Source organism: Pseudomonas sp. B10 (assembly GCF_900156235.1).
Lineage (GTDB): Bacteria > Pseudomonadota > Gammaproteobacteria > Pseudomonadales > Pseudomonadaceae > Aquipseudomonas > Aquipseudomonas siliginis.
Window position 1 is genome coordinate 3,605,940 of record NZ_LT707063.1, and the last position, 13,133, is coordinate 3,619,072.

Here is a 13,133-nt window from a genome sequence, read left to right on the forward strand (position 1 = left end):
TCAACCTTTTCGGCGGGTCCGGCGCTAGAATAGCGGGACCGTTGACGACAAAGGGACAAGGTTATCATGCGTACGTTAAATCGCTTGCTGCTGGTCGGGTTGATCGCTGTCTCACCACTGGCCGCGATTGCGGCGGATGATGCGCCGGGCGGCGACCCCGAGGTCACCATCCGCACGGAGGGCGACAAGACTATTCAGGAGTACCGTCAGAACGGTTTCCTGTATGCGATCAAGGTCACGCCGAAGGGCGCGCCGCCGTACTTTCTGGTGCGCGCCGACGGGACGGATGCCAATTTCATCCGTTCGGATCAGCCGGATATGCTGATCCCGTCATGGAAGATATTCGAATGGAAGTAGATTTTTAATTCACCCGGCGCCGCCGCTGCGGCGCCCGTACTGGCAGTCAAGACATGTCTGTGTTCACTCCCCTGGCTCGGCCCGAGCTGGAAACCTTTCTCGCCCCTTACGGGCTCGGCCGCCTGCTTGATTTCCAGGGGATCGCCGCCGGCAGCGAAAACACCAATTTCTTCATCAGCCTGGAGCAGGGCGAGTTTGTCCTGACCCTGGTCGAACGCGGACCGGTGCAGGAGATGCCGTTCTTCATCGACCTGCTCGACGTGCTGCACGAAGCCGAACTGCCCGTGCCTTACGCCCTGCGCACCACCGACGGCTTGGCCCTGCGTGAACTCAAAGGCAAACCGGCGCTGCTGCAACCGCGTCTGTCGGGCAAGCACATCAAGGTCGCCAACGCCCAGCATTGCGCGCAGGTCGGCGAATTGCAGGCGCATCTGCACCTGGCGACTCAAGGCGAGCGCATGATCAAGCGCAAAACTGATCGCGGTCTGGACTGGATGCTGGAGGAGGGCACTGAATTCCTCTCGCACCTGAGCGATGAGCCGCGTGCCTTGCTGCAAAAGGCGTTGGATGAGATCACCGAGCGTAAAGAGAAGATTCTTGCGCTACCTCGCGCCAATATTCACGCCGATCTGTTCCGCGACAACGCCATGTTCGAAGGCACCCACCTGACCGGGCTGATCGACTTCTACAACGCCTGCTCGGGGCCGATGCTGTACGACGTGGCAATTGCCTTGAATGACTGGTGTTCGGACGAGGAGGGCGTGATCGAGGGCCCGCGTGCGCGTGCGTTTCTCGGTGCCTATGCGGCGCTGCGGCCGTTCACGGCGGCGGAAGCCGAATTGTGGCCAACGATGCTGCGTGTGGCTTGTGTGCGGTTCTGGCTGTCACGCTTGATCGCCGCCGAACAGTTCGCCGGGCAGGACGTGTTGATTCACGATCCGCAGGAGTTCGAGCAGCGCCTGGCGCAGCGGCAGAAGGTCAGCACACCGTTGCCTTTCGCCCTCTGAGTAGATTCGCCAAGCAAACACGAATCTGTGGGAGCGAGCCTGCTCGCGAAGGCGGCGGCCCGTTCAGCATTTTTGCTGACTGACTCACCGCTTTCGCGAGCAGGCCCGCTCCCACAGGTTTTGTGTTGTTACAGCGATTCCAGGCATCCCGCCAAATCATTGCCCAACTTTTCCAGCACCTGCTCATAGCCCTGAGCCGTCGCCGGCGTATAACCACCCAACGCATCCAGTTCCGCCAGCTTCACCGGCAAACCGGCCACCAGGGTTTCCGCAAGACGCGGACGCAACGGCGGTTCGCTGAACACACAGGTCTTGCCTACTTCCTGCAAACGCTTGCGCATCGCCGCGACATGCTGGGCGCCGGGCTGTACTTCGGCGGCCACCGCGAACACCCCGGCGTGCTTCAGGCCGTAAGCGTCTTCGAAATAATCGAAGGCTTCGTGGAAGACGAAGTACGGCTTGCCTTCGACATTGGCCAGACGCTTCTTCAAGCGCTGATCCAGCGCATCCAGACGTTCATCGAAGGCTTTGGCATTGCTCTGATAGCGCTGGGCATTGGCCGGGTCGGCGGCGCTGAGGTCGGCGGCCATTTTGTCGGCGATTACCCGCGCATTGACCGGTGACAGCCACAAATGTGCATCCAGCGAGCCGGGGCGATGATCGTGATCATGCTCGTCGGCTTCTTCGGCATGGGAATGGTTGTCCGCGCCAAAATGCCGCAGCTTGAGCCCCGGCAGATCCTGCACGGCGACGCTCGGCAGGCTGCGACCGCCGAGTACGCGCGGCAGGAAACCTTCCATGTCCGGGCCGATCCAGTAGAGCAGATCGACCGACTGCACCTTCCGTACGTCGGATGGGCGCAGGGCGTAATTGTGTGGGGAGGCACCCGGCGGCAGCAGCACCTCGGGAATCGCCACGCCGTCCTGCACGGCAGCGGCAATCAGCTGCAACGGTTTGATACTGGTGAGCACTTTGACCTCGGCCTGGGCCGCACCGATCAGCAGAAAACTGGCAACAAAAGCCACAAAAACAGAAAAAAGTCGGGACACGATGACCACTCAAGGAAGCGAGAACGGGTAACATAATAACGTCTCCAGCAAATCTCGTCGCCGCTCATGCCTATTACACCGATTGCCAGCCGTCCCCACGACCACTCCCATTGCGTGCACAGCGCTCTGTCCGAGGCCGATACCTTGTGCGCGCAGAAAGGTTTGCGTCTGACTGCCCTGCGCCGCCGCGTGCTGGAACTGGTCTGGCAGAGCCACAAGCCGCTGGGTGCCTACGACATCCTTGCGGTGCTCAGCGAGCAGGACGGCCGCCGCGCCGCGCCGCCTACGGTGTACCGCGCCCTGGATTTCCTGCTGGAAAACGGCCTGGTCCATCGCATCTCGTCGCTCAACGCCTTCGTTGGCTGCGTGCATCCTGAACACGCGCATCAGGGCCAGTTCCTGATCTGCCGCGAGTGCCACGCCGCCATCGAACTTGAGCAAAAAGTGATCAGCGACGCGATCATCAGCAGCGCCAAAGACGTGGGTTTCATCGTCGAAGCGCAGACGGTCGAAGTGGTTGGTCTGTGCGCCGGTTGCCAGGGGGCCTGATGAGCAACGCGCTGATCCGTCTGGAGCAGGTCGCCGTCACGTTTGCCGGGCAGACCGTGCTGGACAACATCGAGCTGAGCGTCGAACCGGGGCAGATCGTCACCCTGATCGGCCCCAATGGCGCCGGCAAGACCACGCTGGTACGTGCCGTGCTCGGGCTGTTGAAGCCAAACAGCGGCAGCGTCTGGCGCAAACCGAAGCTGCGCGTCGGCTACATGCCGCAGAAGCTGCATGTCGACCCGACCCTGCCGCTGTCAGTGCTGCGCTTCCTGCGCCTGGTGCCTGGCGTCGATCGTTCGCGTGCCTTGGCCGCGTTGAAGGAAGTCGGCGCCGAACACGTGATCGACAGCCCGGTGCAGAGCGTTTCCGGCGGCGAAATGCAGCGCGTGCTGCTGGCTCGGGCACTGCTGCGCGAGCCTGAGCTGCTGGTGCTCGACGAGCCGGTGCAGGGCGTCGACGTGGCCGGGCAGGCCGAGCTGTACAGCCTGATCACCCGGCTGCGCGACCGCCACGGTTGCGGCGTGCTGATGGTGTCGCATGATTTGCATCTGGTTATGAGCACCACCGATCAGGTGGTTTGCCTCAACCGCCACGTCTGCTGCTCCGGGCACCCCGAGCAGGTCAGCGGCGATCCGGCATTCGTCGAGCTGTTCGGCAAGAACGCGCCGAGTCTGGCGATCTATCACCACCATCACGACCACGCCCACGACCTGCACGGTTCGGTGGTCAAAGGCCCGCTCGGCGGGCAACCTCATGTTCATGGAGACGGCTGCAAGCATGGCTGATTTTCTTTTGTATGCCCTGCTTGCAGGTCTGGCCCTGGCGCTGGTGGCCGGACCGCTCGGCTCATTTGTGGTGTGGCGGCGCATGGCCTATTTCGGCGATACCCTGTCCCACGCCGCATTGCTCGGCGTGGCACTGGGCTTTTTGCTGGACGTCAGCCCGACGGTGGCGGTGACGGTCGGTTGCCTGCTGCTGGCGGTGCTCTTGGTGACGCTGCAACAGCGTCAGCCACTGGCATCCGACACACTATTGGGAATTCTTGCACCGAGCACCCTCTCTCTCGGCCTGGTGGTACTAAGCTTCATGCATGAAGTGCGGATCGACCTGATGGCCTATCTGTTCGGCGACTTGCTGGCAATAAGTCCGAGCGACCTGGCGTGGATTCTCGGTGGCACCGCGGCGGTGCTGGTGTTGCTGGTGACGCTGTGGCGACCGCTGCTGGCGGTCACCGTGCACGAAGAACTGGCGCGGGTCGAAGGCTTGCCGGTTGCGGGTTTGCGCTTGGCGCTGATGCTGTTGATCGCGGTGGTGATCGCCGTGGCGATGAAAATCGTCGGGGTGCTGCTGATCACTTCGCTGCTGATCATCCCTGCGGCTGCGGCACAGCGTCACGCCCGTTCGCCGGAGCAGATGGCGCTGGGGGCGAGCCTGCTGGGCATGCTCGCGGTGTGCGGCGGGCTGGCGTTGTCGTGGTTCAAGGACACCCCGGCGGGGCCGTCGATCGTGGTGACGGCAGCCGCGCTGTTTCTGTTGAGTTTTGTTCTGCCCCGTCGTGGGGTGTAGACTTGGCCGCTTTTTGCGCAATTAGAGAGTCGCAGGAATGAAGCCGTTCGCCTCCCGTTATCTGCTCCTTGTCGCATTTTCAGTGCTGCTGGGCGCCTGCCAAAGCACGCCGCCGGTGGCTCAAGTCCCCGATGCGCGGGCTACGGCCATCGCGCAGCTGGAGCAAAGCCTGGCCAGCAGCGAACTGGCCACCGCCGAAGACCAGTTGGCCGCCTTGCAGGCCGCTACCCCCAACGATCAATCCCTTGAGCAGTACCAGCGGCAGCTGGCCGAAGCGTACCTGCGCCGCAGCCAGATCGTTCTGCAGAAAGGCGATGTCAACGCTGCCGCCACCGCGCTCAGCCGCGCCCGTGCCCTGATGCCCAAGGCGCCGGCGTTGACCGGCGGCGTGAATGGCGCGATCACCGAAGCGCGCAAGGCCGAACTGGAAAAGGCTGAGGCCGCACTGCTGGCTGCCGAAGCCAGGCCGAAAGCCAAGGTCATCGACCCGACCGCCGAGAGCACCACTGTTGCTTTGAACATCGGCGATATTCACAAGCTGCAACGACAACTCGATGCGATCGCCGCCGATGTGGTGAATTACGAATGTGCCGTCAGCATCCAGGCGCCGCGCACCGCGGATTATCCGTGGCTGGCGACGTTGCTGAGCAAGCGAGTCAAGAAGCTCGATCCTGATTTTGATTTGCAGATCGAGAAGCAGATCTTGCGCACGGTCCCGGCGCAGATGGTTTTAAGCCCGCGCAAGCCATAAATAGCTTCGTCGGAACGCCGCCCGGAGCAGGCTCGCTCCCACAGGTGCAACAGCGTACCTGTGGGAGCGAGCCTGCTCGCGAAAGCGTCCTCTCAGCCAATAAAGATCTTAAGCCGGAATAGCCTTGGCCTTAGGCTCCCGCGCCCAGACCCGATGCTCGCCAATCGCGGCGAAGAACGGCTTGGTCAACGCCCCGACATCCGCGCCCTGCAAAAGCCCCGCATCCGCGTCGAGCTTCAGCAAGTCCTGCAACTGCTTGGCCTCGCCGTGCAGCGCGATCGCCTTCAGGTGTTTGTAGGCCTCCAGCAGATAATGCAGCGCCACGCCGTCGCCGCTCAACGCGGTAATCGACGCCGCGCCACCCGGTACGAAAACCGCGTCGAAGGCGATTGATGGCATGCCTTCCATTGACGCATCCACCGGCAATGCCTTGCCGTCAGCTGTCTTCACTGGCGCCGAGGTCGGGCCGAGCAGTTTCGCGTGGGCACCTTCGGCTTCCAGCGCTTTCTTCATCGCATCGATGGCCGCAGCGTCAACACCGTTGGCAGCAAGGATTGCCACCTTGCGCGTCTTGATGTTGCCCGGCAGCAGGTTGGCCTGGCTCAGCGCTGGCGATTGCTCCAGCGAAGTCTTGCGCACTTCTACCGTGCCTTTGGCTGGCGCCGGCAAACCGAGGTTTTCTGCCACGCGTTTGGCCAGGGTCAGGTCGATATTGGCAAGGATCTCGTTCACTTCACGGGCACGGATGAACTCACGTTCGACCTTGCCCAGCTCGAAGCTGTAGGCAGCGATGATGTGCTCTTTCTCGTGGTCGCTCATGCTGTTGAAGAACAAGCGGGCCTGGGAGAAGTGATCGCTGAACGATTCGCTGCGCTGACGGATCTTCGCTGCGTCGATGCGCTCCGGGTAGCTCTCGAAACCACCGTCCTGTGCCGCCGGCGGGGTTTCTTTCGGCCAGCCGCCGTCGATCGAGTTTGGCTCGTAAGAAGCGCGGCCCTTGTCGATGGTGGTGCGGTGCTGTGCATCGCGCTGGCCGTTGTGGAACGGCGCCACCGGACGGTTGATCGGCAGCTCATGGAAGTTCGGCCCGCCGAGTCGGCTGATCTGCGTGTCGGTGTAGGAAAACAGCCGACCTTGCAGCAGCGGGTCATTGGAGAAGTCGATGCCTGGCACGATGTGGCCAGGGCAGAAGGCGACCTGCTCGGTTTCGGCGAAGAAGTTGTCCGGGTTGCGGTTCAGGGTCATTTTGCCCAGCGGCGTAATCGGGACGATTTCTTCGGGGATGATCTTGGTCGGGTCGAGGATGTCGAAGTCGAAGTCGTGTTCGTTCTCTTCTTCGACGATCTGCACGCCCAGTTCCCACTCCGGGTAGTCGCCCATCTCGATCGCTTCCCACAGGTCGCGACGGTGGTAGTCGGTGTCTTTACCGGCGAGCTTCTGCGCCTCGTCCCACACCAGCGAGCAAGTGCCGGCGGTAGGGCGCCAGTGGAATTTGACGAAGCGTGATTTGCCCTCGGCGTTGATCAGGCGGAAGGTGTGTACGCCAAAGCCCTGCATGCTGCGCAGGCTTTTCGGGATCGCCCGGTCGGACATCGCCCAGATGACCATGTGCGCCGATTCCGGCACCAGCGAGACGAAGTCCCAGAACGTGTCGTGAGCCGAGCCGCCGGTGGGAATTTCGTTGTGCGGCTCGGGTTTCACCGCGTGGACGAAGTCCGGGAACTTGATCGCGTCCTGAATGAAGAACACCGGCATGTTGTTGCCGACCAGGTCGAAGTTACCCTCGTCGGTAAAGAATTTCACCGCAAAGCCGCGCACGTCACGCACTGTATCGCCGGAACCTCGTGGCCCCTGAACCGTGGAAAAGCGCACGAACACTGGCGTCTTCTTGCCCGGATCCTGTAGGAAACCGGCCTTGGTCAGTGCTGCATGGTTCTCGTAGGTCTGAAAGAAACCGTGGGCGCCGGTACCGCGCGCATGGACGATGCGCTCTGGAATACGCTCATGGTCAAAATGCGTGATCTTTTCACGCATGATGAAGTCTTCCAGCAGCGACGGCCCGCGCGGCCCGGCTTTGAGGGTGTTCTGGTTGTCGGCGATCTTCACGCCCTGATTGGTGCGCAGTGCCTGACCGGTGGCGTCGGAACGGTATTCTTCCAGGCTGTCGAGCTTGGCGTTGGTGTTGGCGCGATCCGGGGTATCGGTCCCGGCCATTTCGCTTTTATCAGGTGCAGGCTTTTTGATGCTCATCAGACGTAAACTCCTCGTTTGGCCCCGGATGCCTTCCGCAGACCCTTGAGTGATTCCCGGGCACGGCACCCAGGGGTTTCAAGTCGCTTAACTAGTGACTGATGAGGCGCTCGGAGCGTTCCTTTTTTATGACCTTTGATCTTGTTATTGCCAAATCGAAGGTTAATTGCGAAATAAATGCTAAGAACCTCTATACGGACAGGCTAAAATGCGCGCCCGGCTAACCGCTGATCCTTTTCCAACGCGCCCCACAAGGTTCGCTACGTGATCGAGTTTCAAAACGTCCACAAGACTTACCGCGTCGCCGGTAAGGATATTCCCGCGCTGCACCCGACCAGTCTCGCCATCGAGAACGGTCAGGTGTTCGGCCTGATTGGCCATTCCGGTGCGGGCAAAAGTACCCTGCTGCGTCTGATCAATCGCCTGGAAGATTCCAGTGGCGGCAAGATCATCGTCGACGGCGAAGAAGTCACCGCACTGGATGCCAACGGCCTGCGCCGTTTCCGCCAGCAGGTCGGGATGATCTTCCAACACTTCAACCTGCTCGCCTCCAAGACTGTCGCCGATAACGTGGCCCTGCCGCTGACATTGGCCGGTGAGCTTTCGAGCAGTGAAATCAATCAACGCGTGGCGGAGCTGCTGGCGCGGGTCGGTCTGTCCGACCACGCGAAAAAGTACCCGGCGCAACTGTCCGGCGGTCAGAAGCAACGCGTCGGCATTGCCCGTGCGCTGGCGACCAAGCCGAAGATTCTGCTGTGCGACGAGGCCACCAGTGCCCTCGACCCGCAGACCACCGCATCGGTTCTGCAACTGCTGGCGGAAATCAATCGCGAACTGAAACTGACCATCGTCCTGATCACCCACGAAATGGACGTGATCCGGCGCGTCTGCGATCAGGTCGCGGTGATGGACGCCGGCGTGATCGTCGAGCAGGGTCCGGTGGCCGATGTGTTCCTGCATCCGCAGCACCCGACCACCAAGCGTTTCGTCCAGGAAAGTGAGCAGATCGACGAGAGCGAACAGCGTGACGATTTCGCCCACGTGCCGGGGCGTATCGTGCGTCTGACCTTCCAGGGCGAAGCGACCTACGCGCCGTTGCTCGGCACCGTCGCCCGGGAAACCGGCGTCGACTACAGCATCCTCGCCGGTCGCATCGACCGCATCAAAGACATTCCGTACGGGCAACTGACCCTCGCTGTCACCGGTGGCGACATGGAAGCGGCGTTTGCCCGCTTCACCGCCGCTGACGTTCACATGGAGGTGTTGCGCTAATGGAAATGTTTGACGCTGCAATCAAGCAATACGACGCCGCGATAGAAGCCATCAAACTGTTCTTTCAGAACATCGACTGGCTTGAAATCGGCCTCGCCACCAACGACACCATGCTGATGCTCGGCGGTTCGCTGCTGTTCACCGTGCTGCTCGGCCTGCCGCTGGGCGTGCTGCTGTTTCTCTGCAGCCCGCGTCAGTTGCTGGAGAACCGGGGTCTCTATGCAGTCCTGTCGGTTATGGTGAACATCTTGCGTTCGCTGCCGTTCATCATTCTGCTGATCGTGATGATCCCGTTCACCGTGCTGATCACCGGCACCTCGCTGGGTGTGGCCGGGGCGATCCCGCCGCTGGTGGTGGGCGCCACGCCGTTCTTCGCGCGTCTGGTGGAAACCGCGCTGCGCGAAGTCGATCGCGGCATCATCGAAGCGACCCAGTCGATGGGCGCGACCACGCGGCAGATCATCATGAACGCCCTGCTGCCGGAAGCCCGTCCGGGCATCTTCGCAGCGATTACGGTGACAGCGATTACACTGGTGTCCTACACGGCGATGGCCGGTGTGGTTGGCGCCGGTGGTCTGGGCGACCTGGCGATCCGTTTCGGCTACCAGCGTTTCCAGACCGACGTGATGATCGTCACCGTGGTGCTGCTGTTGATTCTGGTGCAAGTGCTGCAAATGGTTGGCGACCGCCTGGTCGTGCATTTCTCGCGCAAATAAGCGGTTTTTTAATCAAGAGGCGCGGGCCATTCGCTGGCGGGCGCCCTCACAAGGAGTTAGCTGAATGAAAAAACTGATCGCTGCTTTCGCCGCTGTTGCGGCGTTTTCGGCCCACGCCGAGACCCTGACCGTTGCCGCCACTCCGGTGCCGCACGCGGAAATCCTTGAGTTCGTCAAACCGGCCCTGGCCAAGGAAGGCGTGGATCTGAAGGTCAAGGTCTTCACCGACTACATTCAGCCGAACGTACAGGTCGCGGAAAAGCGTCTGGACGCCAACTTCTTCCAGCACCAGCCGTACCTCGATGAGTTCAACAAGGCCAAGGGCACCAGCCTCGTCGCCGTGACCGGCGTGCATCTGGAGCCGCTGGGTGCTTATTCGAGCAAGCTCAAAGATCTGAAGGACCTGCCCGGCGGTGCCAACGTGGTGATCCCGAACGACGCCACCAACGGCGGCCGTGCGCTGTTGCTGCTGGCCAAGACTGGCGTGATCACTTTGAAGGACCCGACCAACATTCTGTCGACCCTCAAAGACATCGAGCAAAACCCGAAAGACCTGAAATTCCGTGAACTGGAAGCCGCGACCATCCCGCGCGTGCTGACTCAGGTCGATCTGGCGCTGATCAACACCAACTATGCGCTGGAAGCCAAGCTTGATCCGTCCAAGGATGCGCTGGTGATCGAAGGCAACGACTCGCCGTACGTGAACATCCTCGTGTCCCGCCCGGACAACAAGGACAGCGACGCGATGAAGAAACTGGCGGCTGCGCTGCACAGCCCGCAAGTGAAGCAGTTCATTACCGAGAAGTACAAAGGCGCGGTGTTGCCGGCGTTCTGATTAAGGTTGCTGCAATGAAAAAGGGGCGCATCTGATGCGCCCCTTTTTTTGCCTGGAATATGATCTGTGTGGGAGCGAGCCTGCTCGCGAATGCGGTGTGTCAGTCAAAACAGATGTTGAATGTGCTGGCCTCTTCGCGAGCAGGCTCGCTCCCACATTGGAATGGTGTTGATCCTATTTTCGCTCAAGCATCGCCGGCAACTGCGCAACCAGCTTGGCATTGTTCAACGGCGCGCGAATAAACCCGCGCTGCGTGCCGTCCGGGCCGATCACGGCCAGATTGCCGCTGTGGTCCACGGTGTAGTTCGGCTTGCTGGTATCGGCGGGAATGAACGGAATGCTCACCGCGTTCGCCACCTTCTGCAGCTCTTCGATAGATGAAGGCGTCAGGCCGATGAACTGTGGATCGAAGTAGCCCAGGTACTGCTTCAACTGCTTCGGCGTGTCGCGGTTGGGGTCGACGCTGACCAGTACGATCTGCAACTTGTCCACAGCCTCTTTCGGCAATTCACTCTTGATCTGCCGCAGTTGCGCCAGGGTGGTCGGGCAGATGTCCGGGCAGAAGGTGTAGCCGAAGAACAACAGACTCCACTTGCCTTTCAACTCGTCGATGGCAACTGGTTTGCCGTCCTGATCGGTCATGGTCACGTCCGGCAGGTTGCGGCTCTGCGGCAGCAGGATAATGCCGGCGTCGATCAGCGCAGTCGGATCGCCCTGGCCTTTGCCGTTCAGCACTTTGTTCACGGTAAGCCCGAGGATCAGCGCGATCACGGCAACGAGGATGAAGACGGTTTTCTGGGTTCGGGTCATAGGTTCAACAGTAAGTAGTGGTCTACGAGCAGGGCGATGAACAACAGGAACAAGTAATAAATAGAGTACTTGAAGGTGTTGATCGCCGCGTGCGGCCGAGTGCCACGGTACAGCACCACGGCCCATTGCAGAAACCTCGCGCCCAACGCCAGCGCGCAGACCAGATACAGCACGCCGCTCATGTGAATCACGTACGGCAGCAGACTCACCGCCAGCAATGCAAAGGTGTAGAGGAGAATGTGCACTTTGGTGTAGTGCTCGCCATGGGTCACCGGCAGCATCGGAATGTCGGCCTTGGCGTATTCCTCCTTGCGATGAATCGCCAGCGCCCAGAAATGCGGCGGGGTCCAGGCGAAGATGATCAGCACCAGCAACAGCGGTTCGGCACTGACATGGCCGGTGGCGGCGGTCCAGCCCAGCAGCGGTGGCGCGGCGCCAGCGAGGCCGCCGATGACGATGTTCTGCGGCGTAGCGCGTTTGAGGAAACCGGTGTAGACCACCGCGTAACCGAGCAGTGAAGCGAGAGTCAGCCACGCGGTCAGCTGATTGGTGAACGTCAGCAGCAGCGCCTGGCCGAGCAATGCCAGCACCAAGGCGAAGGTCAGCGCCGCCGCAGGTGAAACCCGGCCTTCGGCCAGCGGCCTTTTATGCGTGCGCGCCATTACCGCATCGATACGCCGATCGACCACATGATTGACCGCCGCCGCCCCGCCGGCGCACAAGGCAATGCCCAGATTGCCGAACACCAGCACTGTCCACGGCACGCCGGCGCGGGTAGCGAGGAACATGCCGACCAGCGAGGTGATCAGCATCAGCACCACGACTTTCGGTTTGGTCAGCTCCAGATAATCGCGCCACAGCGCTTGCGCCGCACGCTCGCCGATCAGACTCGCCATGGCGTTTCTCCTTTCAATGCGATGGGCGCGACGGCAGGTTTGTGCGCACTCAAGCGCCAGCGCGCCAGCACCGGTTGGCTCACCCGCAGCAGGCTGGTGCGGGCGTGGTAATTGACCAGTACCAGCGTCAGCAACAGCGCCGCACCGCCAGCGTTATGGGCGACGGCCACCGGCAGCGGCAGATGAAACAGCACATTGCTGATGCCGAGGGTGATCTGCGCTGCAAGGGCGATCAGCACCAGCCCGGCCAGACGCGTCATGCCCACCACTTTCAACTGCCACGCCAGACCGAGCAGCACGACCGTCACCAGCAGAGCGCCGATGCGGTGGGTCAGATGAATCGCCGTGCGCGCATCGCTATCCAGTTGTCCGCCGAGATAATTCGGGCCGATGTGCTGGGTCAGGTGAAAACCATTGGCGAAGTCCGCCGGCGGCAGCCATTGGCCGTGGCAGGTGGGGAAGTCGATGCAGGCCACCGCTGCGTAGTTGGAACTGACCCAGCCGCCCAAGGCGATCTGGCCGATCACCAGCAGCAGGCCCGCCGTCGCCCAGTATTGCAGGCGCTTCGGTACCGTTAGCGCCGGCAGCACGCCGGACAACCTCAGCGTCAGCAGGAACAGCAGACTCAACGTGGCAAAGCCGCCGAGCAAATGCCCGGTGACCACTTGCGGCCAGAGCTTGAGCGTCACCGTCCACATACCGAACGCCGCTTGGGCGATGACCACCGCCAGCAGAAACAGCGGCAGTTTCACCGGCTGGCCCGGATGGCGCCGGTTGACCCAGGCGCGCCCGGCCAGCACTGAAATCAGCAAACCGAGGGTGCCGGCGAAGTAGCGGTGAATCATCTCGTTCCAGCCCTTGTGCGCCTCCACTGGCGCGTCAGGGAAGTGCAGTTCGGCATGGGCCAGTTGCGCCTCGCTTTTCGGCACGCTGATAAAGCCGTAGCAGCCTGGCCAGTCCGGGCAGCCGAGGCCGGCGTGGGTCAGGCGGGTGTAGGCGCCGAGCAACACCACAATCAATGCCAGCAGGGTGGCAAACAGCGCGAGGCGAAATCCAGGTTTGGCCATGACGATGC

General features: G+C 61.6%; 14 protein-coding genes. 9 read left to right on the forward strand and 5 right to left on the reverse strand.

All coding sequences use genetic code 11. The annotated features are described in order from the left end of the window. Window positions 1–66 precede the first annotated feature (66 nt). Together BXA01_RS16420 and BXA01_RS16425 are read left to right on the forward strand one after the other, a co-directional pair. Complete coding sequence (locus BXA01_RS16420; RefSeq protein WP_041476480.1) at window positions 67–357, forward strand: DUF2782 domain-containing protein; 291 nt, start codon at window positions 67–69, stop codon at window positions 355–357. A gap of 53 nt (window positions 358–410) precedes the next feature. After that, the gene (locus BXA01_RS16425; RefSeq protein ID WP_076564828.1) at window positions 411–1,364 is read left to right on the forward strand and encodes a homoserine kinase; all 954 of its coding nucleotides are present in this window, start codon (window positions 411–413) and stop codon (window positions 1,362–1,364) included. A 128-nt stretch (window positions 1,365–1,492) separates the two neighbouring features. Here BXA01_RS16425 and BXA01_RS16430 read toward each other — a convergent pair whose 3' ends face one another. Further along, window positions 1,493–2,413, reverse strand: a complete 921-nt coding sequence (locus BXA01_RS16430; protein WP_083957580.1) for a zinc ABC transporter substrate-binding protein ZnuA — start codon at window positions 2,411–2,413, stop codon at window positions 1,493–1,495. A 66-nt stretch (window positions 2,414–2,479) separates the two neighbouring features. On the opposite strand from BXA01_RS16430, the gene BXA01_RS16435 reads away from it, so the two are divergent. From BXA01_RS16435 to BXA01_RS16450, 4 genes are read left to right on the forward strand one after another with little or no spacing between them, the layout of a single operon-like run. Further along, a complete protein-coding gene (locus tag BXA01_RS16435; RefSeq protein WP_024014990.1) occupies window positions 2,480–2,962 on the forward strand; it encodes a Fur family transcriptional regulator in 483 nt (160 codons plus the stop codon). Continuing rightward, window positions 2,962–3,747 carry a zinc ABC transporter ATP-binding protein ZnuC gene (znuC, locus tag BXA01_RS16440; RefSeq protein ID WP_024014991.1) on the forward strand — a complete coding sequence of 262 codons (786 nt, stop codon included), beginning with the start codon at window positions 2,962–2,964 and terminating at the stop codon, window positions 3,745–3,747. Before BXA01_RS16435 ends, znuC begins: the two co-directional genes overlap by 1 nt. After that, the gene (gene znuB, locus BXA01_RS16445) at window positions 3,740–4,528 is read left to right on the forward strand and encodes a zinc ABC transporter permease subunit ZnuB (RefSeq protein ID WP_016772340.1); all 789 of its coding nucleotides are present in this window, start codon (window positions 3,740–3,742) and stop codon (window positions 4,526–4,528) included. Before znuC ends, znuB begins: the two co-directional genes overlap by 8 nt. 37 nt (window positions 4,529–4,565) lie before the next feature. Beyond that, window positions 4,566–5,279, forward strand: coding sequence for a PA5502 family lipoprotein (locus BXA01_RS16450; RefSeq protein ID WP_041476477.1), 714 nt, complete (start codon window positions 4,566–4,568; stop codon window positions 5,277–5,279). 108 nt (window positions 5,280–5,387) lie between these two features. On the opposite strand, the gene katE is transcribed toward BXA01_RS16450, so the two are convergent. Continuing rightward, on the reverse strand, window positions 5,388–7,529 hold the full coding sequence (katE, locus tag BXA01_RS16455) for a catalase HPII (protein ID WP_076564832.1): 2,142 nt from the start codon (window positions 7,527–7,529) through the stop codon (window positions 5,388–5,390). A 264-nt stretch (window positions 7,530–7,793) separates the two neighbouring features. Between katE and BXA01_RS16460 the strand changes: the two genes are divergently transcribed. The 3 genes from BXA01_RS16460 to BXA01_RS16470 all read left to right on the forward strand — a co-directional run bounded on the left by BXA01_RS16460 (window position 7,794) and on the right by BXA01_RS16470 (window position 10,352). Continuing rightward, complete coding sequence (locus BXA01_RS16460; RefSeq protein WP_016772338.1) at window positions 7,794–8,801, forward strand: methionine ABC transporter ATP-binding protein; 1,008 nt, start codon at window positions 7,794–7,796, stop codon at window positions 8,799–8,801. A gap of 5 nt (window positions 8,802–8,806) precedes the next feature. After that, a complete protein-coding gene (locus BXA01_RS16465; protein ID WP_172834041.1) occupies window positions 8,807–9,517 on the forward strand; it encodes a methionine ABC transporter permease in 711 nt (236 codons plus the stop codon). Between the two features lie 64 nt (window positions 9,518–9,581). Continuing rightward, complete coding sequence (locus tag BXA01_RS16470; RefSeq protein ID WP_076564834.1) at window positions 9,582–10,352, forward strand: MetQ/NlpA family ABC transporter substrate-binding protein; 771 nt, start codon at window positions 9,582–9,584, stop codon at window positions 10,350–10,352. Between the two features lie 174 nt (window positions 10,353–10,526). On the opposite strand, the gene BXA01_RS16475 is transcribed toward BXA01_RS16470, so the two are convergent. Genes BXA01_RS16475 through BXA01_RS16485 form a run of 3 tightly spaced genes read right to left on the reverse strand, consistent with a single transcriptional unit; the run spans window position 10,527 to window position 13,125 of the window. Next, entirely contained in the window at window positions 10,527–11,162 is a 636-nt protein-coding gene (locus BXA01_RS16475; RefSeq protein ID WP_076564836.1) for an SCO family protein, read from the reverse strand. Then, window positions 11,159–12,058, reverse strand: coding sequence for a heme o synthase (cyoE, locus tag BXA01_RS16480; RefSeq protein ID WP_076564838.1), 900 nt, complete (start codon window positions 12,056–12,058; stop codon window positions 11,159–11,161). The genes BXA01_RS16475 and cyoE overlap by 4 nt, the downstream gene beginning before the upstream one ends. Then, window positions 12,046–13,125, reverse strand: coding sequence for a COX15/CtaA family protein (locus BXA01_RS16485; RefSeq protein WP_076564840.1), 1,080 nt, complete (start codon window positions 13,123–13,125; stop codon window positions 12,046–12,048). Before BXA01_RS16485 ends, cyoE begins: the two co-directional genes overlap by 13 nt. Window positions 13,126–13,133: the final 8 nt, after the last annotated feature.